The following is a 24,450-nucleotide window of genomic DNA, read 5'->3' on the forward strand; positions in this document are numbered from 1 at the left end:
GCGCGACCATGATCGCCAAATGCGAACATGTGTTCGTGCCGTCGGTTGATCCGCTCACTAGGGCGATTCGTGCTCGGGATGTCGAGGCGATGATTCTCGCTGCGCAGGCGCTCAGACCGGTCGGCTTGGAAGAGGCGTTGGCGATCGTGGTCGTCCTGGCCGACGTAAGGGATCCGCGCTTTCTGCGGTGGGGCGAGCATTGGGTGCGGCGTGTCGCCGGCGAGCGGCGGCTGCAGCGCGACACCGTCGAGCACCTTCGGCGCCTGCTGCGACAGCTGCCACACCAGAACGAGGCTCGCGGCGTCGAGGTCGCGTTGCGCAGTTACGCGCGGACACCGCGCACCTGGAGCTGATGCTCGACGACGACCGGACGGTCGACTAGCGTGCGCGCGCCATGAGACGACCGATCCTTCCCCTCCCCGCGGTCCTGCTCATCGCGCTCGCCGCCTCATCGGGTGCTGTCGCTGCACCGTCGGCGCGGCCGAGCGCGACCTGCTCCGACTACGCGACCCAGGCCGAGGCGCAGCATGCGGGCGACACCGTCGACGGCGATCAGGACGGGCTGTTCTGCGAGTCGTTGTCGTGCCCGTGCGCCGATGTGCAGGAAGAGCGGGAAACGACGCTGGGGAGGAGAGCGGCCCCGCGCTGCGAGCGCAGCAGGCGAGTCGTCGAGGTCGGCATCAGCTCCACCAGATACCCAGCGGTGCTCGCCCATATCAAGACGGCGGTCGCGGGAGGCTGGCCGCGCGTTCTGCGGATCAACCGCGCCGGCGCCGAGGAACGCCGCGCCAGAGCACTCAGAGGCTGGCCGACCAGACCAGGCTACGATCGCGATGAGTGGCCGATGGCGATGGCGCGCCGCACCTGGAGAGCCCACATCGCCTACGTCCCCAGCGGCCAGAACCGCGGCGCGGGAGCGAGCATCTCGCTCAAGCTGCGCCGCTACTGCGACGGCGTGCGCTTCGCCGTCGTCGGCTACTAGTAGACCGGACGCTTCGCGAGCCTGTCGGCTCTGCAGATTTGTTGCAAAGTCTCTGCTGAATTGGTGCAGGTGCGCGTTGGAACTGCGCACGCAAACTCATAGAGTTCGTTTCACAACATAAGCGGCCCGGGCCGGTGCGGCAAACACCAAACCCGGGCCTTACACAGGAGGGCTTAGCTCCTATGCCTGACAAGCGTACTTCGAGACTGGTCGTCTCGGTCGAACACCTTGTGCTCGGTCGCGCGGTGCGCGAGCTGCGTGCTCGCCGCGACCTCTCACAAGAGCGCCTCGGCTTCCACAGCGGACTGCATCGCAACTACGTCGGCGCGATCGAGCGGGGCGAGATCAACGCCACGTTCAGAACGCTGCTGACGCTCTCCAGCGGCCTGATCATCCCGCTCTCGGAGCTGATCCGGCTCTACGAGCGCCGGCGGCCCGATCACATCCCGTCCGAGACCACACGCGGAGAGCGTCATGCCTGACTGCTCAAACGACTGCCCGCCGCTTCGGATCGCGCTGACCGGACGCTACGACCTCCGCGGCCTCGAGCGCCTGCTGGTGGCGCTGGATCCGCTCGCCCAGCTCCGCGCCCCCGTCGCCCTGGGGCTGGATCTGCGCCGAGTCGTCTCGTTGTCCGCGCCCGCCGCAGCCTGGCTGGCGGCCGCGCTCACGCACGCCGAGAAGACCGGGCTTCTGAGCGACCGCACGATCGAGATGTCGCAGATCGCCGGACCTGCGACAGAGATCGACGAGGCGTCGTTCGCGGAGCCCTTCAGCTCGCACCAGGATCTGCGACGGATCGTCCCGCACGTCGTCGAACATCTCGTCAAGCGCGCAGGAGCGCACGGGCAGACGCCCGGCACGCTGCGCGTCTGCCTCGACGAGCTGACCGAGAACGTCGTCTACCACGCGACCGCTCCCGCGGGCGGAATGCTGGCCGCGCGAGTGGTGGAGTCGACCAGATCGTTTGAGATCGGGATCGCCGACCTCGGCATCGGGATCAGAGCGAGCCTCACCGACAACCCGCGCTTCGTCGGGCTGACCGACGACGTGGCTGCAGCGTCAGCAGCGCTGGAGCCGCGCGTCACCACCAACCCCGATCGCAACGGCGGGTTCGGACTGGCAGTCACCCGCGGTCTGGTCGAGAACCACCGCGGACTGCTGCACCTGCGCTCGGGCACCGCGTCCATCACCGTCGGCTCCGAAGAACGAACCGACACCACAGCGATCAGCGTGCCCGGCACGCTGATCGCGCTCCGGCTGCCCGCCGACGAGGAGTTGTCGGTCAAGACCGTCTACACCAGACTCCACGGCCACTTCGAAGCAAGCCTGCGCGATCGCGGCCTGCACGACGAACCCGACGAGCCCCTGCTCGAGACCGCGCCCGCCACGGCCGGGACCGGTCTCCTTCGCGAGCGTCGATGCCAGCGTCACACGTGCCGGCAGCGCACAGCACGTGTGCGCGGGTCTGGCTGCAACCGCCCGCCGTCGCGACACGCACCCAACCCGTTCGAGCCCAACGGCTGGATCGATCAGTTCGGCACCCTCGCCGAACTGCTCGCCGCCGGACAAGAACCCGGACGCTACGTCGGGTCCCGCATCCGCGTTGGTGATCAGATCTATGCGATGGGGCGCTACTTCCCGCGCTTCAACCCCCGTCACAACGAGCATGCCCTGAGCCGACTGGTCCTCGCCGCCAAGCGCGATCCGAAAGCGGCCGAGACCATCGCGTCGATCTTCCAGGCTGCTGTCCGTCGCGGGGCGCTGCCGACGCGGCCCGATCTGATCGTTTCGGTGCCCTCCGGCTCGCGGCGCGCCTTCGACAGGTTCGCGGTCGTCCGGGCGACGCTCGCCGAGCAGCTCGGCGCGATCGACGGCGTCGATGCGATCACCACGCGCTGGGCGCTCGATAGTCACAAGCGCCTCAGCCGGCAGATGCGGCTGGCCCGCAACCAGCATCGCTTTCGCGCACACGGAGTGGAAGGTCTGAACTGCCTGCTCATCGACGACGTCATTACCAGCGGAGCGCAGAGCGCGGACTGCCGACGCGCCCTGGAGGCGGCAGGCGCCACGCACGTCACCGTGCTGGTCGCCGCGGTAACGCCGCGACACAAGCTCGGCGGCGGGTTCGAGCTGTCCGCGCCGGTCGAACCGTCGGCGCGAACCGGTCGGCGACAAGAGTGCCCATCTCGGTGCGGTTGACGACGCTCCAGTAGCCAGTAGGCTGAGACGTGAGCCATGGCCGCATCACCGACAGACACCACGACGACGATCCGACCCGCGCAGCAGCTCGGGTCGGTGCTCGTCGGACGCGATGACGCCGCTGCCCTCCGGAAGGACGTGCGGCGGCGGGCCGCCCGCGGTGAGTCCGTCGTGCTGGACTTCGCCGGCGTCGACGTGCTGGCTCCGTCCTTCGCCGACGAGCTGCTCGGCAAGCTCCCGCGCGAGCTGCTCACAACGGGGAGCGTCCGCGTCGAGCACCTCGACCCGGCGAGCGCGGCACTGGCTCAGGTCCAGACCTACGCGCGCGACGAGTCGGCAGTCAGCCGGTAGACGCGCCCGGCCGCGATCGGTCCCAGCTAGATGTGGGACCGATAACGGCTCAATATGGAGCCTCGTGTCGGTCCGGTCGATGTTACGCCCTACCGGTTTCGCTCGTAGACGAGGCGGCCGAGCCCTCTATCCAACAGTTCCGCCGCTCGTGTGACGTCCTGAGCGATGGTCCTCGCCAGGATCGTGGCTCGGATACTCACCGAGCCCTGGCCGATCGCGCTGTCACGGATCTTCCATCCTGAAGCCGCCAGCTGTTCTCCCAACGACCGCGCATTTCTGCTGATGTATTTCCCTACCCGACCGCGCTCCTCAACGCCCGTATTGTCGTGGCGCACTGTCAGTTCGATGAGGTCGTTCGTAAGGTCTGCGCGCAACGCGAGCCGAAGACCGGTGCCTGCGTCACGGATCGCCTCGGCATTGTCCTCAGACCACCTGTATTGATTCATGATCTCGCTGCGAGCAGCCAGCTCTTCGGTAACGAGTTCCGGCGCCCGCAGGGTTGCGGGAGAGGTCAGCGTGGAACCGAGCAACGACAGCTCGCGATACATCTCCGCGAGGTCAAGCCGCGACGATTGTTGCTCTTGCGTCGCGCGAATGATGAGGCGCGCCGCGCGGCTCGGCAATGATCGCCATTCGACCGCCGGCAGTTCTTCGCACGCATTCCGCACCTCATCTTGCCAGTCTCTGTGTCGGTGCTGGTCTGTGAACGGCTCAGCTCCGGTGCAGAGATAGAGGAGCGTCATCCCCAGCCCGAAGGAGTCGACAAGAGCGCTTCGCGTCGAACTTCCAGGTACCGGTCGCAATTGTTCGGGCGCCAAGTAGCCGAGGGATGTCGTGTGCAGCACCGACTTCTCTGCAGCCCCTTTGTGCCACGACAGGTCGAAGTCAAGCACGATCACCTCGTAGTCGTCCGGATCGTTCCAGAACCCTCTCAGCATGACGTTGCTTGGACGGATGTCGCGATGCAGGACCCGCTCAGGCAATGAGTGCGCCGTCCTGATGATCGAAACGAGTCTGGCTGCGATCTCAAGGACTGCTTGCCAGTCGTTCAACATTCCTGATTCTTTGGCCTCTGCAAGGTTTGGGCCGTCGATCCAGTCCATCACCACGAACGCGGGGATCTCTGAGGCGTCCAGATAGCGCCCCATGCCGTCAACGTTGTGTCTCTCGAGGATCCGCATCGAGCGGACTCCTCGCCGAAAGCTCTGAAGTGCGTCTGGGTCCTGCCGAACCTCGTCAAGGAGTACCTTGATCGCGACTTGGCGACCATCTCTGGCGAGAGCTCGATACACAACACCAAACGCGCCTCTCGCCGCCCGCTCCTTGAGCACGTAGCCGAGCAATTCGTTGTTCGGTGGTTTGTCTGTCGTGTACCAAGCGCGGTAGATCGCCTCGTCGTAGTTCGATGAGAACTCGTCGTAGGCGGCGTAGCTTTCGGGAGTCTCAACAGAGAGCAACTCGACTGCGTGACCGTTCAAGGTCGAACGGATCTCCCTCGCGTTCCACGTGAGCACCTCCTCCTGCGGCGGGAGCGCGACGATGTCTCTGGTTGGTGGTGCTTCAAGGTGGATTCGCGGAACATCGGGACTATCCCGCGATACGAAGGCAGCAAGATCGTGAAACAACTCCCCGAGTTCCGAGTGATCGTGCCCATCGGCTGTATATCGGATCATGCGCACGCCGACGTCTTCGGCCCATCGATCGATCTGCAGGTTCTTTCGATGAGAGATCCAGAAATGCACCGGCAGCTCCATGTCCAGCCCAGCCAACCGTTCGAGATGGCCTCCCACGGCCACATCTTCGACACTGATTCCGACGAAGATGACGACAAACTGAGAAAACACAGAGTCGAAGAAGCTTTGATATTGGGGCTTGGCCTTGAGATTCGCCAATTGAGTTTGAGTGAACACCCAGGTGTCAGTGTCCTCAAGCATCCCGTGCAGGTTCCCGACGAATGGCCGCGGACCGGTGAGGTTCGATCGCAGCCGATAGACCGCCTCACCGCTGTGCTCGATGTGGGTCATCGACGGGAGCGTGTCGGTAAGCGAGCGGACAGCCAGTCGATCGAGGTTGAGCGTCAGCATCCCCTTGATGCCGAGTTCCCAGAGGCGCCCATAGACCTCTGGTGGATCTACGCGATGCACGTCCTGGAACTGCTCACGGATCAGCTCGCGGAAGGTCGTTCTCCCAAGGCCGTTTCGCAACAGTTCGAACGCTAACCAGAGGTTGTCCTCGGCCGCCGCTCTCCCAGCCAATCCGCGCGTCTTTCTATTCCCGGGAGCGTCGAGCCCCTCGGCTTTTTCTAAGAGCGCCTCCACCAGCGCAGACCGAAGACCGGCCCAGGTCGGCAGCCCAGCCTCCGCGCTGGCTCCAGATCCGACGAATGCGAGGATTGGCCGCGTGCGCTCGGCGACGATCGCGCGCAAGGCGCGATAGGCGTCTTGCTGGGTGTCGAAGCCCATCAGAGTCCGTTCTTTCGCAACACATCACCAGTATTGCGGTCTGTTGACGGTGTCCGCGCAGGTTCGCTCTAAGCCGGCACATGACCCGAGTCCGGCCCATATATGGCATACCGAAACCCAGCCGGGGCAGCCGGCCCTTGCGCGAGAGAGACGCTGGGCGAACCGCCCGCGGGCACAGGCCCAGGCCCTGAGCCGCCTCCGCCCGTATCTGTGCCGGTGCCCCCTCCGCCTCCGCCCTCAGACGGAAAGTCACGCCGCGACGCGCCGTACGGGCATGAGCCCGGCGCCGACTTCCCGATCAACGGCGCGAACCGCGCCATCACCTCGGCGTGACCAATATCGACGCGGCAGACGAACACCTGCTTCTTCAATCTGGCCCGAGGAATGCCTGGGAGGTAGGCCTTGTCGAGCGCCGCGTATCCGTTCTCTTGCGTGCGCTTGCCCGCCATCACGATCAGGACGTGCTTGTCGTTGCGTCCCAGCCAGTCTTTGAGCAGCATTGGTGCGCCGATCCCCTTGTCACACTTGCCAAAGTCATCCTCGTTGCCCGGATCGAGCAGAGGATGTAGGTGATCCGCCGCTCCCGCGCGTCATTGGCCTTGGAGAGGAAGTAGAGCGGGCCGAGGCGCCCGAGGCTGTAGCCGGCGAGCGCCGAGAAGTACTTCGATCCGTACTTCTCCGGGAAGGTGGCATGCGAGGCGTCGCAACTCGTGTCACTGGCCCATCGCCCCTCGTACAACTGAGGACACGGCCCCTTTTGCTGCGCAGGCGACGCGAGGCACCGTCCCCACGGCTCAGCCCAGCACAGCCCTTGCCGCCGTAGAACACGGTCGCGACGTCGCCCGCGGTGCTCGTGCTGACAGCCGGGCCGGCAGACGCGCACAGTCCGAGCCCCGTGACCATCGTCAGCATCATGAGCGTCGCGCGGCCCCGACCTGGTGAGCATCGCATCCCTTACCCCGTTCCCTAGAGCAACCTCGATCCGGAATCGGGATCGCACTAGCGACGAGGACGCAGGAGCGCAAAGAACAGCATTCCGCTGAATCGGTCCCGGCGGCCCCCGGGCCCGGTAACGAAGTCTTATGACGACCGCGTGAAAGTCGCCTAGTCGCCGTGCAGCTCTGCTTGGGTTCTACGAAGGAGGTCCTGCGCTTGTCTCTCGGCGAGCAGCTTGTGCTTCGCGCGAACGCGCTCCACCACGACAGCCAGTTCGATTGCAGAGCGGGAGGCGGCGTGAAGGTCGAGATGGTCGTCTTCGCCAAGTTCGAGAAAGGTCGCGCCACCGTCCGCGTAGTAGACGAACGACTCGACAGCGTGCACGCTCATCGGCGCCCCATGCCGTGTCGCTCTGCTGCTCGTCTGGCGCAGACCTCTGCCGGCCGCGTACGCATCGAGGTGCGTCGCGATGTCGCGCAGCGCCGGGGCGCTCGGGGCGATGGCGTCGAACCTCGCCCGAGCCTGCTGCAGCTTCGCGTCGCCAGTGAGCTTTCGCAGGGTTTGCTCGAACGCCAGCACCTGACCGATCGCGAGCACGAGGACGAAGGCGCTGCCGTTGAAGCGCTCCCAGTCTTCCAGGCTGTCGCCGCCGTCGAATCGCGCTCGAACGGCATCGTGCCGTTCGATCTCGTCCGTGATGACGCGAGCCCAGATCATGGCGCCGGCACCCGCGAGCGTTCCCAGCGCATAGAGAGCCGCGACCCGCTGGTCAGAGGCACGCTGAGCTGCGTAGCGGTCCTCGTGGGCAGACATCAGCGTCTCAATCGGCAGCGCGTTCGACCGCGTGAAGCACCCGACGCGTTCGACCAGCTCGCGGAAGCCATTCGTACTCGGGGGCGACCGTCTCGATCGTCGCGACGACACGCCGATTCCACACGGACCCGAGCAGCGGCTCGACCTCGGCGGTGTATTCGCCGGTCAGCTGCGGCCCCGTGTCGGGCTTGATGGCGAAACGACGTGTGTGCGCGTTCTGCGCAAAGAGCGTGCCGATGACCATCTCAACGCTGCGCACCATCTTGGGCTCGTGGCGAAGGAATCGGAGGTCTTCGACCGCTTGGTCGACCGTGAGGTCGACCTGAGCCGGGACCAGATCGCCACGAGCTGGGTCGAGCGGCGCGTAGACCAAGGCGTTGAGCCCGAGTTCCATCTCCGCGAGTTCGTCAAGAACGGTGGTGTAGGTCTGCACGGCTCGCGCGCCGAGCGGGGCCAGTCCTTCGCTGAGGGTGTCCCAGTCGTTCGCCGCCGCGAGGAGGCGCGCGAGGTAGCGCCCACCCTCGACGCTCACGTAGGCATCGTCTTCGTCGTCCAACCCTATGACCGGCTCTTCTCGAAGCCCAGGGTTCAAGTGCACGACGGCCGAGCTACCGGCGCGGGCAAGCGAGATGCCGGGAACCGCGCCTTGAGTCGGGTACAAGCCGTTGCCGATCCAGCGTGTGGCCCGCGCTATCGCCGCGAGGACTTCGCTCAGCTTCAACGCGTCCACGACTCTGTGACCGATGCCGGGCCCGTGAATGCGAACGGCCCAGTGCAGTTTGTCCGCGTTGATGTGGGAGACAGTGTCGGAGCCAAACGTGTCTCGAACGTCGTCCGTCGTCACCGAGAAAGACGCATTCTTGAGATCTCTCGTAGACAAGCCGAACGTCGGGCGCTCGGGCGTCTGCTCGCCTCGCTCTCTCGCTGGAACAGGCAGCCGGTCAGATTGCCCTCCTCTTCTACGAGGGGGCGGCGTGAAGATTCTCGCCATCGTCTATGAGAAAGCGCGGAGCGCGATGAGCAGTTCGACGCCTGAGAGCACCATCGCTGCGACGCATACGACTTGGCTCACTAAGGTCCGCCACTTGCGATGCACGTTGGCTCTTTGCCGCGTGTCCATCAGGCCGATCATCGATTCCACGACGCGCTCTGCGCGGTACGGCTCGTCAGCATGCTGCAGGTGCGTGATCAGAGCATCGGGAGAGAACTGCTTGTCGCGCTTCGGCAACGAGCCGATCAGCGACACCACGAGCGCGGCGACGAGAGTGATCGCCGCGTAGACGGCCCATCGCAAAACACGATCCTTCTCCGCGTCGGTCAACGCATTGATCACGTCCTGTCGAAGCGCGACCGCCTGCACGGCCGTGAACAGCGCGGCTGCGACAGCGAACGAGCCGCGCAACTTGGCGTCGTAGCGCTCGGCGATGCGGAACTGCAGGTCGACGTCCGCCTTGGCCGTTTCGAAGATGAAGGAGAGCGCTTTCGGTTCGCCCGGTCTCGAGGCAGGGCCAGGGGCGGATCCGCTATCGCCGCCGCCTGAGATCTTCTGCAGGCCGCCGGCGTCACCGGCTTCGCTCAAGCGCGAAGCAGAACCAGAAGGACGCGCGCGCACACGCGAAGGATATCGCCGACGCGCTCGCAGGTTTGTCCCCGTCTCCGAACCCGGCGTAGTGCCAGTCAACCGTCCCCGCCTTTCGACACTCCGGCCCCAAATGCCGCTTCGTCTTGCCTCATCCTCGTAGATCGGGCGGACGACCGCAACCTTGAACACGATCGATCGAGACGACCTGGACCTAAATCGCCGGCCTGCCAATGGCCGTAAAAAGGCAATCAGAGAGTGCAAAGCCGTGATGTCCTAGGCCGATCCTGCGCTTGCGCTAACGCGATGGCACTCGTCAATCCGTCGATGGAGCGACGACATCCAGCCGAATGCTTCGAGCGCGTCAAGCTCGGAGAGCCGTGATTGGACCCGCGGTTCGTGCGCGACGGGATTGCGCAGGCTTCCGAACACGCTGCGCAGACCATCTGCGAGCCCACGCTGTCGGGAGCGCTCGGTTTCCGTCTGCATCGCGCTCAAGGCCAGCAGCGGAAAGCCTCGTCTGCCCGACTCGAACACTTCGTCCACAAGTCTCACGCCGTCGCTGATCGCCCCAGTACGCGCTCTAATCTCCGTTGCGAGGCTCTTGGCGCCTTCCAACACTGCATGGAAGTAGTTTTCGTCTTCGATCTCCTGGACGCACGCCGCCAACAGCCGTCTGTGCGTTGCACGCTCCGTGAGAACCGCCTTCAGCCGGAGCGCTCGTCGACGCGCGTCCGACAGAGTTTCGGCTCTGCGGATTCGGGCGATGCGGCCGTCTTCGGTCACCGCCAGCCCTGCAAACGCGAGGGGAACGTTGACCTCAGCCCGCAGCATCTCGAATCGGTCTTCGGCGGAGTGGAAGCGCGCCGGTCTCAAAGCCACCTTGAGGAACAAAAGCACGCGGTTCGCTCGCCCATCTCGCTCCTGCTGCATCACCAGGGCGCGTTCGAGGCGATCCCGCTTGCTAATGATCGTGTAGGTAAGCCCATTGCTGCGCGGGGTAGGATCGAGAATCCCCGCCTCGGCGAGCACCCGGTCGATCTCGGAGTTCGAGAAGCCAGTTTCGGTAGCGCCAAGAACCTCGGCGATTCCGCGCAGGACACTGGCGTCGAGCATCGCTTCATTCGCCATAAGCCGGAATCCTGACGCGTTACCCGGCGCGAAAACGCCACTCAGTCGATCGCGCCAAGCGCACGACCGGCCCCGCGCGCCGGCTGCCTACGCAGCGTCCAATGCTGGAACTACATGCCGTCGAGTTGCAGAAATCGCCGGCGATCGCCAGCAATCGGCGTGCATGCGTGCATCTAACCCACCCGCAGCATGACGTTGCCGCCATAAATGCCTGCCAATCAGCCATTTTGGCGGTCAGCGAGCTGCTCGATCGCACCAGGAGGCCGTCGAGCGTCCGTTAGGCCGCTCGATACCAAGTTTCTGGTCCGAGATCGCTCGTTTCCGGGATCTCGGACCAAAACCCTTCGCGCGTCGCCGTGGCAGGAAAGGCTGGATCGCCCGGCTGTATCGAGGTTTCGCGTTGAATGTCCCGCAGCTTTCGGCGAAGCAGGTCATGGTTGTGGTCCAGGCGGCTCGACGCAGCCGGAGGGGCGAGCTTTTCCGTCCCGACGCCTCTACGTACCGTGCAGCCTCACATATCCATACTGGGGAATGAGGGCACCCCGAAAGGCGTCGCTTGCCCCACCGACGCCTGGTCACAAGACGGCGACGATCGACCAATGCCTCCTGACGTTATGAGCCTGTTCGCTGAGCTTCGCTCCGCGGCCAGACCGGGGGTCCGATTCACCCCCGTCCTGGCAGGGGCGCCGTCACCACGTCACGGCCGCTAGTTCGGTGCGTGAGGCAGGGTGCGGCAGGTCGTGACGTCGTCTGGAGTCAACGTACTCGACAAGGAGCCGTTCGCCCACGAAGTTCGCAGCTCCTGGACCCCGCATCCGGCTTCGTTTCACCCAGATCGCGTGAACTGCGGCTTCAGCTACTTGACGCCGGGCCTCCCAGTCGAGGTCATCGAGGCGCACGTCGACCTCAGACACTGCCTCCGCTACGTCACCGAGCGTCTTGGCATGAGCTGTTGTGAGCACGTTCGCCGCTTCGTCTCGCCAGCGAGCACGCACTTTGAGCCCTTCGCGATAGTCGTCGTCACCGATCACCGCTCGGAGATCCGCGTCATCTCGCCAAGCACTGAACTCCTTGTCGGCTCGCGCCTTCGCAGCGACGAGCCGCGCGATCGTTCCGTCGTCGTCACGCTCGGCCTTGAGACGCCACCACGCCAGCCGTGAGTCGAGCAGCCTCGTGACGTGATCGTCGAGAAGGTGAGCCCCGATCGCTACCGATCTGCAGCCAGTCACCGCGCAGCCATAGCTAACGAATCCCGTGTTGTTGATCTCTCGGGTCAGTACGCGTCGACAGACGGCGCAGCGAGCCAGGCCTGCATATGCGCGGTCCGCGTAGGAACGGGCGTCATCGCGCACGCCTCTGATGGCGTTCGCCCGCTGCCACAAGTCCACATCGACGATCGCTTCCCAGGCTCTTTCGACTCTGAGGGCGAAGGGCCCCTCCCACGTTCCGATCAGCGATGCGCTCGACACGATGCCCATCAGCGTTGTCTTCGACCAACGAGTCTTTCCGGTGGGCGTAGGGATTCTTGAGCGGATCAGTGCTTCTGCCATTGCGGACCAGCCTCTTCCCTCAGCGCGCAAGGCCACGATTCTTGATGCGATAGACGCCGTCACCGGGTCACGAACGAGCCGACCGGCTTCGTCCTTCTTGAAGCCGTAGGACGTGCGCTTTGCATAGAGCCCGCGTTCCGCCGCGTTGCGGATCGCCGTCTCGAATGACTCGGCCGCTGTCGCGCGCTGCCACTCCGCGATGACGAGAATCACACCGAGATGCAGTCGCCCGGTCGCCGAGTCAGGATCGACATTCTCCTTGACGCTGACGACGCGACCGCCGAGTCTGGTGATCTTCTCGATCGTGCTCATCCCACCGACCGCCGTGCGCGCGAAGCGGTCGAGACACGCAACTACGATTCCGCCGGTAAGCCCCCGCTCGACGCGGCTGATCGCTACTTTCAAGCCCGCCCGATCCATCGAACCGCCTGAGCGGCTCATGTCTGTGTGCCATCTGAGAATCTGGACACGGTTCTCTCGCGCCCAGCGCTCGATCGCTCGTCTCTGCTCGCCGGGCGAGATGAAGCGCTCGCCTTCCCGTCTTCCCCTTCGGCTGACCCGGATGTAGCCGTCCAGAGTCGATCTGAGATCTGTCTCCTCGTGGGTGTTCAGCTGCAACATGGTGCTCCCGCCCCCCTATGGGGGTCCCTTTCGGTTGCAACCCAATTGCCTATAGCCCCAGATGTTGCGCAGCAGCTCGTCCTTGGAGTGGACGCGGGTCGGGTCGGTGCAGAGCGTCCGCAGCAGCGCGAACTCCTTCTGCGACAGCGAGATCGGGCGCCCGTTGAGCCGCACCGAGCGCGCCGCGGGGTCGACCTCCAGCGGGCCGACGCGCATCCGCCCGCAGCGCGTGCGCTGCTCCGAGCGCCGCAGCAGCGCGTGGATGCGCGCGCGCAGCTCGGCGTATCCGAATGGCTTCGGAAGGATGTCGTCGGCACCTCTCTCGATCGCGCGCACGCGCGTCAGCTCGTTCGCGCGGCCGCTCAGGACCAGCAGCGGAAGCGCCGGGTCGAGCCGGCTCGCGACGCCGTCGGCGCCGCGGATCTCGCGCACCAGCTCGAGCCCGTCGCGGTCCGGCAGGCCGAGGTCGAGCAGGACGATGTCCGGGTACCGCTCGTCGAGCGTCGAGAGCGCTTCGGCGACGGACTCGACGCCGATCGGCTCGAAGCCGTCAGCGGAGAGGTTGTCGGCGAGGAAGCCGCGCGTCGTGCGGTCGTCCTCGACGATCAGGATCATGGGGCGGTCGTCGGTCATGGGCGCCCTGATCCGGAAGGTGCGTGGATTTCGCCCCCTTCCGTGCGGTTTCTGGACGAATTCGTGCGTCGGTGTGCTGCACGGGTATGTGAGAACGCATGCAAGAGACACCAGACGCGTTGGAGATCGACATGGCGAAGGTCCTGTACACCGCGGAGGCGACCGTCACCGGGGGCCGCTCAGGCCACGGGCGCACCTCCGACGGGCGGCTCGAAGTCGACCTCAGCCCGCCGTCGGAGATGGGTGGCAGCGGCGGCGGCACCAACCCCGAGCAGCTGTTCGCGATCGGCTACGCGGCCTGCTTCGAGGGCGCGCTGGGCGTCGTCGCGCGGCGGCGCTCGGTCGACGCCGACGACGCCTCGATCGACTCGCGTGTGCACCTGCTGCCGACCGGTGACGGCGCCTTCTCGATCGCCGTCGACCTCGACGTGACGCTGCCGTCGATCGGCGACGAGCAGACCGCGATCGAGATCGTCAGGGCGGCCCACGCGGTCTGCCCGTACTCGAACGCCACGCGCGGCAACATCGCGGTCACGCTGACCGCCAACGGCGCGGCGGTCGGCTGAGGTTCAGACCAATTCGACGGGGTCGCCGACGGCGACCTCGCCGGGCTCGGCGACCCAGCAGTTGAGCGCGAAACGGCCGTCGTAGTCGGCGTTGATCCGCCGCAGCACGTCGGGCGAGACCGCCTGCGTGTCCGGGTCGAGCGTCGTCATCACGCAGCGCTTGCAGACCTTTTCGACGTCGAGCAGCGCGCTGCCGACGCGCAGCCTTCCGCCGGGCCAGTCGCGCTCCGCGAGCCCTTCCACCCCAGCGATCAGGATGTTCGGCCGCAGGCGGCGGTGGTCGACCCCGAGCGCGGCGACGGCGCCGTCGGTCGAGACGAGCAGCGTCGTGTCGTCGAAGCGCGCGTCGCCGTTCATCTCGATCAGCCGCGCGGCGTCGTCGGCGACGACCTCGCGGACCGCGTCGAGCGCTCGCGGCTCCCGCCACGGCGTGCCGTCGATCAGCGCCTGACCGTCGGCGCCGAGCGTCGCGGCGAGGCTCAGCAGGCGGTGGCGGGTGCGCGCCGTCACGAGCCGGTCGTTGCTGTCGCGGACCTGCACGCGACGGTCGCCGGGGATCCCGTCAGGGGTGATCCGCGCCCGCTCCAGCCGCTGGCCGGCGAGCGACTTGACGGGGTAGACCCACAGCTCCGCGACGTGCATCGCGCGCCATCCTCTCAGACCGTGGCCGGGACGTGCCCGGCCGTCGCCGGGCGGCTGCAAGTTCGCGTGCAGGCCATCGGGAATTGGAGGAGTGCTGCATATGATGCCGACGCCGAACGGGCCGCCTTTGCCGCCCTGCCCCGACCCGGCACCTCACGGATGATCGAACGCGGAAACTACAGCTCAGGCGATGACTTCGTGCTCGAATACGGAGAGCTTCGCTTCACCTTCAACGAGCGCGACTTCGGCGAGCGCTGCGAGCAGGCTGCTCGCAAGCTCGGCTTCGTCTCCGGGCAACTGGAGCAGCAAGAGGCCGAAGACCTCGTCAACCTCGTCGTCAACGGCGAGGTGACCGACCCGGCCTCGGCGCTCGGCGAACACGTCAACGACTGCTGGCCAGAGCTGGTCGGCCCGTCCGAGCGCTCGCTCGTGCACTGGCTGCGGCGGTTGATCTTCCGCGGCGCCTGGCTCGACCAGCGTGTCAAGGAGGGCGAGCTGGACGTCGCCTTCGACGAGGACACGCACACCTTCGCCTACGTCCAGCCCGATCGCGGCAACGAGCCGATCGAGCTGGCGCCCGAGCCCTCCTGGGGCCGCGTGGCGTACCTGCCGCGCTCGCTGTAGCCGCGAGCGCGCCGCCTCCGGACGCGCCCGCCGCGAGCGCGCCGCCTCACCCCTCCCCCGCCTGCCTTCCGTGGCGGGCGACCAGGCCGTCGACCAGCGCGGCGAGGCCGTCGCCGGCGTCGTAGGCGTCGGCGACCTCCCACCAGCGCGCGCCGATCCCGGCCAGCAGCGGCAGCTCGTCGGCGTCGAGTGACGCCATCGTCTCGACGGCGAAGCCGGAGGCGGCTTCGGCTTCGGCTTCGGCGGGGCGTCCCGCGCGTGTCCCGCGGGCGTTGGCGCGCCCGGCCGCGTGGCGGACGTTCAGCTCGCCGGTGATCAGGTACCAGAGCGCGCGATAGGCGCGGGCCGCGTCGTCGGGCTCCAGGCCGCAGGCGACGAATCCGGCGATGATCTGCTCGACCAGCGGCAGCGACGCGCGGCCGAAGCGCAGGCCGGGCGTGATCGCCTCCAGCACCCACGGGCGCGCGTCGAGCACGTCGCGGATGAAGCGGGCGATTACGACGATCCGCGCGCGCGGATCGTCGGGCAGCGGCGGCGGCTTCAGCGCGGCCGCCTCCGCTTCGAGCAGGAGCAGCAGCAGTTCGTCCTTGTCCGCGACGTGGTGGTAGAGCCCCATCGGCGTGCTGCCGACCGCTCGGGCGACACCGCGCATCGTCAGCGCCGCGACGCCCTCGCGTTCGAGCAGCTCGCGCGCGGCGCGCACGATCTCCGCCTGTGTCAGGCGCGCGGGCCGGCCGCGTCTGCGGGGTTCGGGTCGCTCGCTCACGCGCCGCATCCTCGCGCATCGACGCACGTCGCGGGCGGGTGATGGTATTTAACGTACATGTACGAAAAAGATATGCGCCCGACTCTCGTGCTCGCCGTCGTCGCGGCGGCACAGTTCATCGTCGCGCTCGACATCTCGATCGTGAACGTCGCGCTGCCGCAGATCCGGGACGCGCTCGGCTTCTCCGGCGCCGCGCTCCCCTGGGTCGTCAACGCCTACACCGTCGCGCTCGGCGGACTGCTGCTGCTCGGCGGGCGGCTCGGCGACCTGTTCGGCCGCCGGCGGCTGCTCGTCGGATCGCTGGCGTTGTTCGCGCTGGCGAGCCTCGCCGGCGGCCTCGCGCAGAGCAGCGGGCAGCTGATCGCCTGCCGCGCGCTGCAGGGTGTCGCCGCCGCCGGGCTCGCGCCAGCCGCGCTGGCGCTGCTGTCGACGACCTTCCCGAGCGGACCGGAGCGCGCCCGCGCGCTCGCCGTCTGGGCGGCCGTGACGGCCGCCGGCGGAGCCGTCGGGGTGCTGCTGAGCGGCCTCCTCACCGAGCTGGCGAGCTGGCGCTGGGTGCTGTTCGTCAACGTGCCGATCGCTGCCGGGGCACTGCTCGCCGCGCGGCGTGCGCTGCCGCGCGAGACGGCGGCACCGCGTCCCGGCCGGCTCGACCTGCCCGGCGCGCTGCTGGCGACCGGCGGGGCGACGGCGCTCGTCTTCGGGGTCCTGCGCGCCGGGAGCGACGGCTGGGGCTCGCCGTCGGCGCTCGCCACGCTCGCGCTGGCGGTCGTGCTGCTCGCCCTCTTCGTGTCGGTCGAACGGCGCTCCGTGCAGCCGCTGGTGCGGCTCAGCCTGCTCGGGCAGCGGCGGCTCGCCGCTGCCAACGTCACGATGGCGCTGCTCTGCTCCGGCCAGTTCGCCGCCTTCTACTTCGTCTCGCTGCTGTTGCAGGAGACGCTCGGCTACCGGCCGGTCGAAGCAGGACTCGCCTTCCTGCCGTTCTGCGCCGGGATCGTCCTCGGCGCGACGGCGGCGACGCGGCTGCTGCCGCGGCACGGTGCGCGCGCGCTCGTCGTGCCGGGCGCGCTGCTGGCCGCCGGCGGGCTGCTGTGGTTCGGCACGGCGGGTGCGGGCGACGGCTACCTGACCGCGCTGCTCGGGCCGATGGTGCTGACGAGCGCCGGGCTCGGGCTCTGCTTCGTACCGGTCACCGGCGCGGCGACCGGCGGCGTGGCGCCGCGCGAGGCGGGGATGGCGGCCGGCGTCGCGAACGCCTCGCGGCAGATCGGCGGCGCGATCGGGCTGGCGGCCCTCGTCGCGATCGGCCAGCCGCCGGCGCTGGCGGTCGGCGCGGCGCTGATGGTGCTCGCGGCGGTGGCGGCGCTCGCGCTGGGGTGAGGAGCGGCGAGTTTCGTACCGTGGCTGTACGAAACTCGCCGGTGCTCGATGTGGGCCCGAGCGCCGCGGCGCCCGAGCCCGCAGGAACGTCTAGCGCGCGGCGTCGCGCGCGGCGGCGATCGCCTTCGCGCCGGCCTCGCCGAGCAGCAGCTCGGGACGCAGCGTGCCGCTCGCCAGCAGGTCGAGCGCGGGGTAGCGCCCGGTCCCGGCGATCTCGGCGTCGAGCGCGATCACGGTCGTCTCGCCGCCGAACGGCTCCGACGCGGTCGCGATCACCGTCAGCGAGCCGCCGTCGGCGATGTTGCGGGCCGCGGCGAGCGCCTTGCGGGCGGCGACGGGGTGGACGCCGTCGAGCGTGTCGACGAGCACGACGGCGTCGCCGCCGCGCGCGGCGACGCGCTTGCCGTTGTCGATCGCGCGCTCGAGCGCCTGCGACTGCGCGTCAGCCGAGGCGGCGAAGCTGAGCGCCGCCGCGACCTCGGTCTTGCCGGCCTGCCACTCGGAGATCTCCTCCGGGCGGGCGCCGACGAGCACGACGCTCGTCTCGACGCCTTCGATCGTGGCGAGCGCGTCGGCGAGCCGGCGCAGCGCCTCGGTCTTGCCGGCGCGGGCACCGCCGACGATCGTCGCGCGCGAGCCGCGGCCGAGCGGGGTCAGCCACTCGATCGCCTTGACCGTCGGGTCGGCGGCGTTGAACGCGAACCGCTCGGAGGCGAACGCGGCCGCGAGGTCGTCGAACCTGACGCTGTCGCCGCCGGCCTCGTCGGCCGCCTTGCCGTTGATCGTGTCGATGCGGACGAGCGACGGGTAGCGCTCGGAGCGGCGCGGGGCGCGCACCGGGCCGGTCACCTTGTCGCCGCCGACCAGCTCGCAGCGGCGCACCTGCGCGGCCGAGATGTAGACGTCGCCGTCGGAGGCCTCGGGGCCGTTGACGCGGACGAAGCCGGAGCCGTTGCCGAGCAGCTCGACGACGCCCTCGACCAGCTCGCCCTCCTGCGGGGCGGCCTTCCCGCCGGCCTCGGGCTTGACGTCGCCGCGCTTGCGGTCGCGCCCGCCGCGGTCGCCGCGCTCACGGTCGCCGCGCTCACGGTCGCCACGCTCGCGGTCGCCGCGGTCGCCGCGCTCACGCCGCTCGCTGCGCTCCTCGCGCTCCTGACGCGGCTGCTCGCGCTCCTCGCTCGACTCCTCGCGGTCCCGATCGCGGTCACGGCCGCGACCACGGCCGCCACGGCGGCGGCGCGGGCGGTCGCCCTCGTCCTCGCCGGCGTCGGCAGCCGGAGCGGCGCCGTTGCCGTTGCCGCCCTGCTGGGCGACGATCGCGTCGATCAGGTCGGGCTTGCGCAGACGGCGAAAGCCGTCGATGCCGAGCTCCGTGGCGATCGCGTGCAGATCGGCGAGCGGGCTGTCCGCGAGCGCGGAGCGTTCAAGCACTGACAAGAGATGGTCCTCCTGGTGATGGATATCGGTTGGCTCCGGCCGTGTTGGGACAACGGCCGGCGATGTGCACGCCGAAGGCTAGCGCGTTCGGCTGCGCGCGATCTCCGCGGCGGTCAGCGGATGCTCCAGCATCCGGCGCAGGACCGCCGCCGGCACCGCCGCGTTCTCGGCGCCGAGCCGGGCTGCGAGCACGACCTGCTGGGGGCTGCGGATCCCGCCCGCGAGCACCTGCGCGGTCGTCTCGCCGGTGTGCAACGACTCGATCACCGCCTGCAACGTCTCGCCCGCGTCGATCGCGGCCTCCTCCAGCGGCGTCAGCGCCGTCGAGACGAGCGCCGCGCCGGCCTCGGCCGCCAGCAGCGCCTGCCCGGCGCTGAAGACATGCGTCAGCTCGACCGCCAGCTCCTCCGCCTCCAGCGCGCTCGCGGCGGCGAGGCCGGCGGCGCCGAACGGCAGCGCGGCGACGGCGTGCTCGTGCAGCGCGTCGAGCGCCAGCCCCTGCTCGACAAGCGTCGCGACGTCGTCGCCGTCGAGCAGGACCGTGACGGTCGCGTCGAGCAGGTCGGCGAGCGCGACGATCGCGGCGTCGGGGTCGGCGGCGCCGGCGGCGTGCAGCCGCGCGCGGCTCGTGCGCGCCCCGGCGAGGACGCCCCAGGCGGCGAGCTCCTCCACCTCGGCGACGGAGTCGGTGTCGATCCAGAGCTTCATCGGTCGGAGGTTAGTCCTGCCGCTCCCAGCGCAGCCTGTCGGAGAGGCGGGCGTCGGCGGCCAGCTCGCGGCGGCCGGCGAGCACGTCGCGGACGGCGAGGAACTCGGCCGCCTCGGCGACGTCGTGCACGCGGAAGACGTGGCCGCCGGCGTCGGCCGCCCAGCCGAGCGCGGCGAGCGTGCCGGCGAGCCGCTCGCGCGGCGGGCGGCCGGTGATCGCGCCGACGAAGTCCTTGCGCGACAGCGCCATCAGCACCGGCCGGCCGAGCGCCAGCACGTCGTCGAGCCGGCGCAGCACCTCGACCGTCTGCGCCGGCGTCTTGCCGAAGTCGGGGCCGGGATCGAGGATCAGCTGCTCCTCCGCGACGCCGCGGGCCCGCGCCAGCTCGATTCGCTCGCGCAGGAAGGCGACGACATCGTCGGCCATCCGTCCGTCCATCGAGCGGTCGAGCAGCTTCGTCTTCGGCGCCGCGCGCGTATGCATCAGCACCAGCGCCGCGCCACTGCGCGCGCAGACGTCGGCGAGCCCAGGATCGCGCAGCCCGCTGACGTCGTTGACGATGCAGGCGCCGGCCGCGATCGCCGCCTCTGCGACGGCCGGCTTGTAGGTGTCGACCGAGACGACCGCGCCCAGCTCACCGGCGATCCGCTCGATCAGCGGGACGACGCGCTCGATCTCCTCAGCGGGGTCGACGGCCGGTCTGTTCGTGACGCCGGACTCGCCGCCGACGTCGATCACGTCGGCGCCGGCCGCCAGCAGCGTGCGCGCCAGCTCGACGCGCGCCTCCAGCGTCGGATAGCGGCCGTCGTCGGAGAAGGAGTCGGGCGTCGCGTTGACGATGCCCATCAGCCACGGCCGCTCGCCGAGGCGCAGCGTGCGGTCGCCCGCACGCACCTCGAAGCGACGCGCGGCGACGCTCATCTGGCGTCCGCTCTGCCTCTGCCGGCTCTTCTTCTCGGCTTCGGTCTGACGAGCGTCAGCGGCGTTCTGACGACGGTGCGGTTGCCGGCCTTGTCGAGCACGGTCACGACGATCGTGTACCGGCCGGCTCTCGCATAGGTGTGATCGGCGCCCGCTCTGAGCGGCTCGCGCTTCGATCTGTCGCCCCAGTCGACGATCGCGCTCGCGACGCCGGAGGTCTCCGCCGTTCTGACGCCGGGAGCCGGCGCCGGGGACGGGTCGCTGCTGGTGAGCGACAGCCGCAGCGCGGTCTCGGGCCGGCGCGGGCCGGTGACGCGCACGCTCGCCGTCGGCGGGACGGTGTCGACGCGGACGGTGCCGACGCGCGTCTGGATGCTCTGACCGCGGCGGTCGACGGCCGTCACCTGCCACGTGTGGGCGCCCTGTGCCAGCGAGGCGGGAACGCGCAGCGACTGGCGCGTGGTGGTCGCGACCTCGGCGCCGTCGACGGCGACTCTGTAGTTCAGTCCCCACGCCTCGCGCGAGCGCGTCCACTCCAGCGTCGGTCTGTCCGTCCGCTCCCACTTCTTCGACCCGGCTCTCGGCGCGAAGCGGCCGGGCGGCTGGTCGACCGTCGCGACCGAGATCGCCGGCCCGCTGGCCGTCTGCTGCATGTAGGCGACGGCGATGTCGCCGTTGTCGTCGCCGGCGGCGTCGAGCCCGCGCACGGCGGCGGTCGGCCCCAGCTCGGACTTCGAGAGGACCGTCTCGGGCTCGAAGTCTCTGCCGTTGTAGAAGCGGGCGCGCACGTCGGTCGCGCCCTCAGGCGTCGTGAACTGCCACGCGACGAGCATCTTCAGCGGCGTCGCGGTGACCGGTATCGCGTAGGTCGGCGCCGCGCTCTGCGCGACCGAGTCGACCTGCTGGATCGGGCCGGGCAGCACGTCGGCGCGCATCAGCATCGCGTAGGTGAGGTTGGTCGTGTCGCTGGAGCCGAGCACTATCCCCTGGCCGATGCCGCCGTTGGAGATGTGCGGGCTGATCGAGCCCTGCCCGCTGGCGAACGGCGTCGCGTCGACCGCTGACGGGCCGTCGAATCTCGACCCGCGCAGACGCCGGTAGACGACGCGCGAGCGGGCCACGCCGCCGACGTCGAAGACGGCGCGCATGGCGACGCCGGTGAAGGAGTCGTCGTCCTGGATGCCGACCTCGGGCTGGTCGGCGCCGGTCGCCGCCAGCCCTTCGACGACGAGGCCGTCGTTGGCACTGGCGAAGACGGTGCTCGGGCGCACGCCCATCACGCGCCGCGCGATCACGCTGCCGCTCTCGCCCCACGCGACGACGGCGACGCCGTCGGCCGAGGCGCCGACGCGTGGGCGGCCGGCGCCGGCACCGGCGTCGGAGCCGGGAGCGGCGTCGAGCGGCGCGCCGACCAGCGTCCACGGCGCGGCGTCCTTCGAGTACGCGATCCGCACGTCGTGGCCGCCGGGGCCGGGGGCGGTGAAGACGAGGTAGCCCTTGCGGTTGACGCTCAGGTCGATGTGCGGGTCCGACGCGCCGCCGGCGCCCCAGATCGTCTGGATCGCGCCCCACGGTCTGTCGGCCGCCGGCTTGGTGACCGCGTAGATGTTGCCGCCGTTGGCGTAGACGACCGAGACGCGGCCGCCGTCACCGGTCGACACGACCGTCTGCGCCGACGGGCCCGGGAGGCTGCCGTCGACGCGCTCGGGCCCGCTCCAGGAGCCGTTGACCAAACGCGAGACGTAGGCGTGGTCGGCGCCGCCCTCCTCGACGATGTACGTCATCGCGCCCGTGCCGTCGGGCGCGAGGTCGATGTTGCCGAGCGACTTGAGCGTCCACAGCGGGCCGAGCACGACGTCGCCGCTGAACGTGCCCGCGTGGGCAGGAGCGGCGCCGAGCAGACCCGCGGCGAGGACTGTGGCGGCGAACGCGGTGACGCGAGCGCGCGGGCGAGTGGGACGAAAGCGTGAGGACATGGAGAACGGACCGGTTGACGGCATCGTGCATCTCAACCGGCGAGGACGACGAAAGTTACGCAATCGGTCGGACGGGGCGGTGTGCGAGGCCGGCCTCCCCGGCCCCGCGCCACCTGCTCTCCCCCTCGATCCCGACACGCACGCGACGCAACAGCTCCCATGCGCACCGCCGGTTCCCCAGTGGCGGGCGCTCTGGTGCCCCTATGCGCACGTGACCGTCGCACACCCGCGACCGGTCAGGAAGTTTTTGGTAAGAACGCTGACGTTCAGCCGAGCGAGCAGGCGCGCGGACAGCAGAAAGGCGTGGCTCAGCGGCGCCGCAGCAGCAGTGCGCCAGCGCCGCCCGCGAGGCCGATCGCAACGGCGATCGGGACGATCACGACGGCCTTGACGCCGTCATCGTCGGCGGTCTCGCCGGGCGTCTCCGCGGTCGTCGGGGCCGGTGTTCCGGCACTCGCGCCCGCGGTGCCGGCGCCGGCGCCGGCCGCGCGACTGCCGCGCGGGACCGGGCGCAGCGGGAACGCTCTGCCGGCGAGCGCGACCGCGGCGGTGCCGGTCGTCCACACCGGCGTCTGCCGGCTCATGCGCGAGAACTGCACGACCCCGCCGGGCGCGACCAGCGATCTGAGGTAGGCGATCGCGGAGCGCGAACCTCTGCGCGTGACGGTCGCCGGTCTGACACCGGCGGCGACGAACGCCTGGATCGCCCAGCCGGTCGACTGGGCGTTGGAGGTCGAGCCGGGCAGCAGCGGGAAGCCGCCGTCGCCGTTCTGCTGCGCGCGCAGGAAGGCGAGCGCGCGTCTGACGGTGCCGTCGCGGCCGCCGGCGGCGACGAGCGCCTGCACCGCGGCGGCGCTGTCGTCGACGTCGCTGCCGGCGCCGCGCGTCGCGAACGAGAAGCCGCCGTCGCGGTTCTGCTGGCGCGCGAGCCAGGTCGCGGCGTTGTCGAGCGACGGCGCGCCGCGCGGTGTGCCGGCGGCGCGCAGCGCGAGGATCCCGAAGGCGGTCAGGTTCGACTGGCCCAGCAGCGAGCCGTCGGCGCGCTGGTGACGCATCAGGCCGCCGACCAGGTCCTGGCCGGCGAAGCGGCGCGGATCGAGGCCGGCGACCGCGACGAGCATGATCGTCCGCTCGAGGTCGCCGACGCGGTCGGCGCCGCCGCCGCGGGCCAGGCCGGCGGCCTGCGCGCGCGTGTAGTCGAGCAGGCTGCTGGCACCGCCGCCGGCCCGACGGACGTCGGCCGGGTTGAGCCCCTGCGCCGCGAGGCCGAGGCCGGCCCAGCCGCTGAAGAGGTCGACCGACGACTGGCCGGGCGCGCCGCCGAAGCCGCCGTCGCGGTTCTGCGCTCTCAAGAGGTAGGAGACGACGGGCGGGGTCGATTCCGCCCGTGCCGGCTCGGCGGTCGCGATCGTCCCGGCCAGCACGAACGCAGCGACGATCGCCGCGATCGGGGTCGCCGCTGGCCGCCAGGTGAACTCGAAGCGCGTACGGAAGCGGCGCAGGGTGCGCACGAGCGCCGGCCCGAAGAGGAAGAAGAAGACGACGTTGCCGGCGGCGTGCGCGAGGTCCCACGGCAGCGACGCCGACTGGTAGGCGACGAAACGCGCCCACAGGTCCTCGTCGCCGACGGTCACGACGCTGCCGAAGTTGACGATCACGCCGAAGGCGAGGCCGCAGAGGCCGCAGGCGAGCGCCAGCGGGAGCCGTCCGAGCCGACCGCCGCTCGCGCGCGCCAGCAGCGCGCCGACGATGCCGATCGCTCCCCACGCGACCATCTGCCACGGCGTCCACGGGCCCTGCGTGAAGAAGAAGTTCGACGCCAACGCCGCGACCGCGCCGACCGCGAAGCCTGGTGCGCCGCCGAAGACGTACCCGGCGAGCAGCACGATGTCGGTCGTCGGCTTGACGTTCGGGACGGCCGCGAAGGCGATCCGCCCCAGGACGGCCAGCGCCGCCAGCGTGCCGACGAGCGCCAGCACGCGCGCCGACGGATGTGAACGCTCGTACCAGCCGAAGCCGGCGAGCAGGGCGGCGCCGAGCAGGAGGAAGGAGGCGAGCTGCCAGCTCATCGGTGGACCTCGCTGGTGGTGGGCTGGGTGGCGCCGGGCGCGGCGGGGCCGGGGGCGGCGGGGCCGGGCGCGGCGGTGCCGGGCGCGGCGGCCAGCCGCT

General features: G+C 69.5%; 23 protein-coding genes. 9 read left to right on the forward strand and 14 right to left on the reverse strand.

Annotated elements, in window-relative coordinates; translation table 11 throughout:
* The first annotated feature begins 8 nt into the window (after nt 1–8).
* The 5 genes from R7226_RS16405 (at nt 9) to R7226_RS16425 (ending at nt 3,535) form a co-directional block, all read left to right on the forward strand.
* Nucleotides 9–353: a hypothetical protein gene (locus R7226_RS16405; RefSeq protein ID WP_318598273.1), complete on the forward strand. Its 345-nt coding sequence runs from the start codon at nt 9–11 to the stop codon at nt 351–353.
* 41 nt (nt 354–394) lie between these two features.
* A complete protein-coding gene (locus R7226_RS16410; RefSeq protein ID WP_318598274.1) occupies nt 395–982 on the forward strand; it encodes a NucA/NucB deoxyribonuclease domain-containing protein in 588 nt (195 codons plus the stop codon).
* Nucleotides 983–1,164: 182 nt separating this feature from the next.
* Nucleotides 1,165–1,464 carry a helix-turn-helix domain-containing protein gene (locus R7226_RS16415; RefSeq protein ID WP_318598276.1) on the forward strand — a complete coding sequence of 100 codons (300 nt, stop codon included), beginning with the start codon at nt 1,165–1,167 and terminating at the stop codon, nt 1,462–1,464.
* Nucleotides 1,457–3,184, forward strand: a complete 1,728-nt coding sequence (locus R7226_RS16420) for an ATP-binding protein (RefSeq protein WP_318598277.1) — start codon at nt 1,457–1,459, stop codon at nt 3,182–3,184. Before R7226_RS16415 ends, R7226_RS16420 begins: the two co-directional genes overlap by 8 nt.
* 36 nt (nt 3,185–3,220) lie before the next feature.
* Nucleotides 3,221–3,535, forward strand: a complete 315-nt coding sequence (locus tag R7226_RS16425) for an STAS-like domain-containing protein (protein WP_318598278.1) — start codon at nt 3,221–3,223, stop codon at nt 3,533–3,535.
* Nucleotides 3,536–3,624: 89 nt separating this feature from the next.
* Here R7226_RS16425 and R7226_RS16430 read toward each other — a convergent pair whose 3' ends face one another.
* Nucleotides 3,625–5,997, reverse strand: a complete 2,373-nt coding sequence (locus R7226_RS16430; protein ID WP_318598279.1) for a protein kinase domain-containing protein — start codon at nt 5,995–5,997, stop codon at nt 3,625–3,627.
* Between the two features lie 329 nt (nt 5,998–6,326).
* On the opposite strand from R7226_RS16430, the gene R7226_RS16435 reads away from it, so the two are divergent.
* Nucleotides 6,327–6,566 carry a hypothetical protein gene (locus R7226_RS16435; RefSeq protein WP_318598280.1) on the forward strand — a complete coding sequence of 80 codons (240 nt, stop codon included), beginning with the start codon at nt 6,327–6,329 and terminating at the stop codon, nt 6,564–6,566.
* A 535-nt stretch (nt 6,567–7,101) separates the two neighbouring features.
* On the opposite strand, the gene R7226_RS16440 is transcribed toward R7226_RS16435, so the two are convergent.
* The 6 genes from R7226_RS16440 to R7226_RS16465 form a co-directional block, all read right to left on the reverse strand.
* Nucleotides 7,102–7,746 (reverse strand): hypothetical protein, encoded by a 645-nt coding sequence (locus R7226_RS16440; protein WP_318598281.1) that lies wholly within the window; start codon nt 7,744–7,746, stop codon nt 7,102–7,104.
* Nucleotides 7,747–7,753: 7 nt separating this feature from the next.
* The gene (locus R7226_RS16445) at nt 7,754–8,590 is read right to left on the reverse strand and encodes a hypothetical protein (protein ID WP_318598282.1); all 837 of its coding nucleotides are present in this window, start codon (nt 8,588–8,590) and stop codon (nt 7,754–7,756) included.
* A 150-nt stretch (nt 8,591–8,740) separates the two neighbouring features.
* Nucleotides 8,741–9,325, reverse strand: coding sequence for a hypothetical protein (locus R7226_RS16450; RefSeq protein ID WP_318598283.1), 585 nt, complete (start codon nt 9,323–9,325; stop codon nt 8,741–8,743).
* A gap of 276 nt (nt 9,326–9,601) precedes the next feature.
* The gene (locus R7226_RS16455) at nt 9,602–10,456 is read right to left on the reverse strand and encodes a TIGR02391 family protein (RefSeq protein WP_318598284.1); all 855 of its coding nucleotides are present in this window, start codon (nt 10,454–10,456) and stop codon (nt 9,602–9,604) included.
* A 689-nt stretch (nt 10,457–11,145) separates the two neighbouring features.
* Entirely contained in the window at nt 11,146–12,627 is a 1,482-nt protein-coding gene (locus R7226_RS16460; RefSeq protein ID WP_318598285.1) for a recombinase family protein, read from the reverse strand.
* Between the two features lie 15 nt (nt 12,628–12,642).
* The gene (locus R7226_RS16465) at nt 12,643–13,260 is read right to left on the reverse strand and encodes a response regulator transcription factor (RefSeq protein ID WP_318598286.1); all 618 of its coding nucleotides are present in this window, start codon (nt 13,258–13,260) and stop codon (nt 12,643–12,645) included.
* 131 nt (nt 13,261–13,391) lie between these two features.
* On the opposite strand from R7226_RS16465, the gene R7226_RS16470 reads away from it, so the two are divergent.
* Nucleotides 13,392–13,826 (forward strand): organic hydroperoxide resistance protein, encoded by a 435-nt coding sequence (locus tag R7226_RS16470; RefSeq protein ID WP_404827863.1) that lies wholly within the window; start codon nt 13,392–13,394, stop codon nt 13,824–13,826.
* 3 nt (nt 13,827–13,829) lie between these two features.
* Here R7226_RS16470 and R7226_RS16475 read toward each other — a convergent pair whose 3' ends face one another.
* Entirely contained in the window at nt 13,830–14,468 is a 639-nt protein-coding gene (locus R7226_RS16475) for an MOSC domain-containing protein (protein ID WP_318598288.1), read from the reverse strand.
* A 198-nt stretch (nt 14,469–14,666) separates the two neighbouring features.
* Between R7226_RS16475 and R7226_RS16480 the strand changes: the two genes are divergently transcribed.
* The gene (locus R7226_RS16480; RefSeq protein WP_318598289.1) at nt 14,667–15,092 is read left to right on the forward strand and encodes a hypothetical protein; all 426 of its coding nucleotides are present in this window, start codon (nt 14,667–14,669) and stop codon (nt 15,090–15,092) included.
* Between the two features lie 46 nt (nt 15,093–15,138).
* Here the strand turns inward: R7226_RS16480 and R7226_RS16485 are convergent, their stop codons facing one another.
* Entirely contained in the window at nt 15,139–15,858 is a 720-nt protein-coding gene (locus R7226_RS16485) for a TetR/AcrR family transcriptional regulator (protein WP_318598290.1), read from the reverse strand.
* 72 nt (nt 15,859–15,930) lie between these two features.
* On the opposite strand from R7226_RS16485, the gene R7226_RS16490 reads away from it, so the two are divergent.
* Complete coding sequence (locus R7226_RS16490) at nt 15,931–17,238, forward strand: MFS transporter (protein WP_318598291.1); 1,308 nt, start codon at nt 15,931–15,933, stop codon at nt 17,236–17,238.
* Nucleotides 17,239–17,328: 90 nt separating this feature from the next.
* Here R7226_RS16490 and R7226_RS16495 read toward each other — a convergent pair whose 3' ends face one another.
* The 5 genes from R7226_RS16495 to R7226_RS16515 form a co-directional block, all read right to left on the reverse strand.
* Nucleotides 17,329–18,669: a Rho termination factor N-terminal domain-containing protein gene (locus R7226_RS16495; protein WP_318598292.1), complete on the reverse strand. Its 1,341-nt coding sequence runs from the start codon at nt 18,667–18,669 to the stop codon at nt 17,329–17,331.
* An 84-nt stretch (nt 18,670–18,753) separates the two neighbouring features.
* The gene (locus R7226_RS16500) at nt 18,754–19,383 is read right to left on the reverse strand and encodes a transaldolase family protein (RefSeq protein WP_318598293.1); all 630 of its coding nucleotides are present in this window, start codon (nt 19,381–19,383) and stop codon (nt 18,754–18,756) included.
* 10 nt (nt 19,384–19,393) lie between these two features.
* A complete protein-coding gene (gene folP, locus R7226_RS16505) occupies nt 19,394–20,305 on the reverse strand; it encodes a dihydropteroate synthase (protein ID WP_318598294.1) in 912 nt (303 codons plus the stop codon).
* Nucleotides 20,302–22,281 (reverse strand): Ig-like domain-containing protein, encoded by a 1,980-nt coding sequence (locus R7226_RS16510; RefSeq protein ID WP_318598295.1) that lies wholly within the window; start codon nt 22,279–22,281, stop codon nt 20,302–20,304. The genes folP and R7226_RS16510 overlap by 4 nt, the downstream gene beginning before the upstream one ends.
* 308 nt (nt 22,282–22,589) lie before the next feature.
* Nucleotides 22,590–24,350 (reverse strand): prenyltransferase/squalene oxidase repeat-containing protein, encoded by a 1,761-nt coding sequence (locus R7226_RS16515; RefSeq protein WP_318598296.1) that lies wholly within the window; start codon nt 24,348–24,350, stop codon nt 22,590–22,592.
* Nucleotides 24,351–24,450 lie beyond the last annotated feature (100 nt).

Origin of the sequence: Conexibacter stalactiti (assembly GCF_033542075.1) — a bacterium.
In the GTDB taxonomy this organism is placed as follows: Bacteria; Actinomycetota; Thermoleophilia; order Solirubrobacterales; family Solirubrobacteraceae; genus Conexibacter; species Conexibacter stalactiti.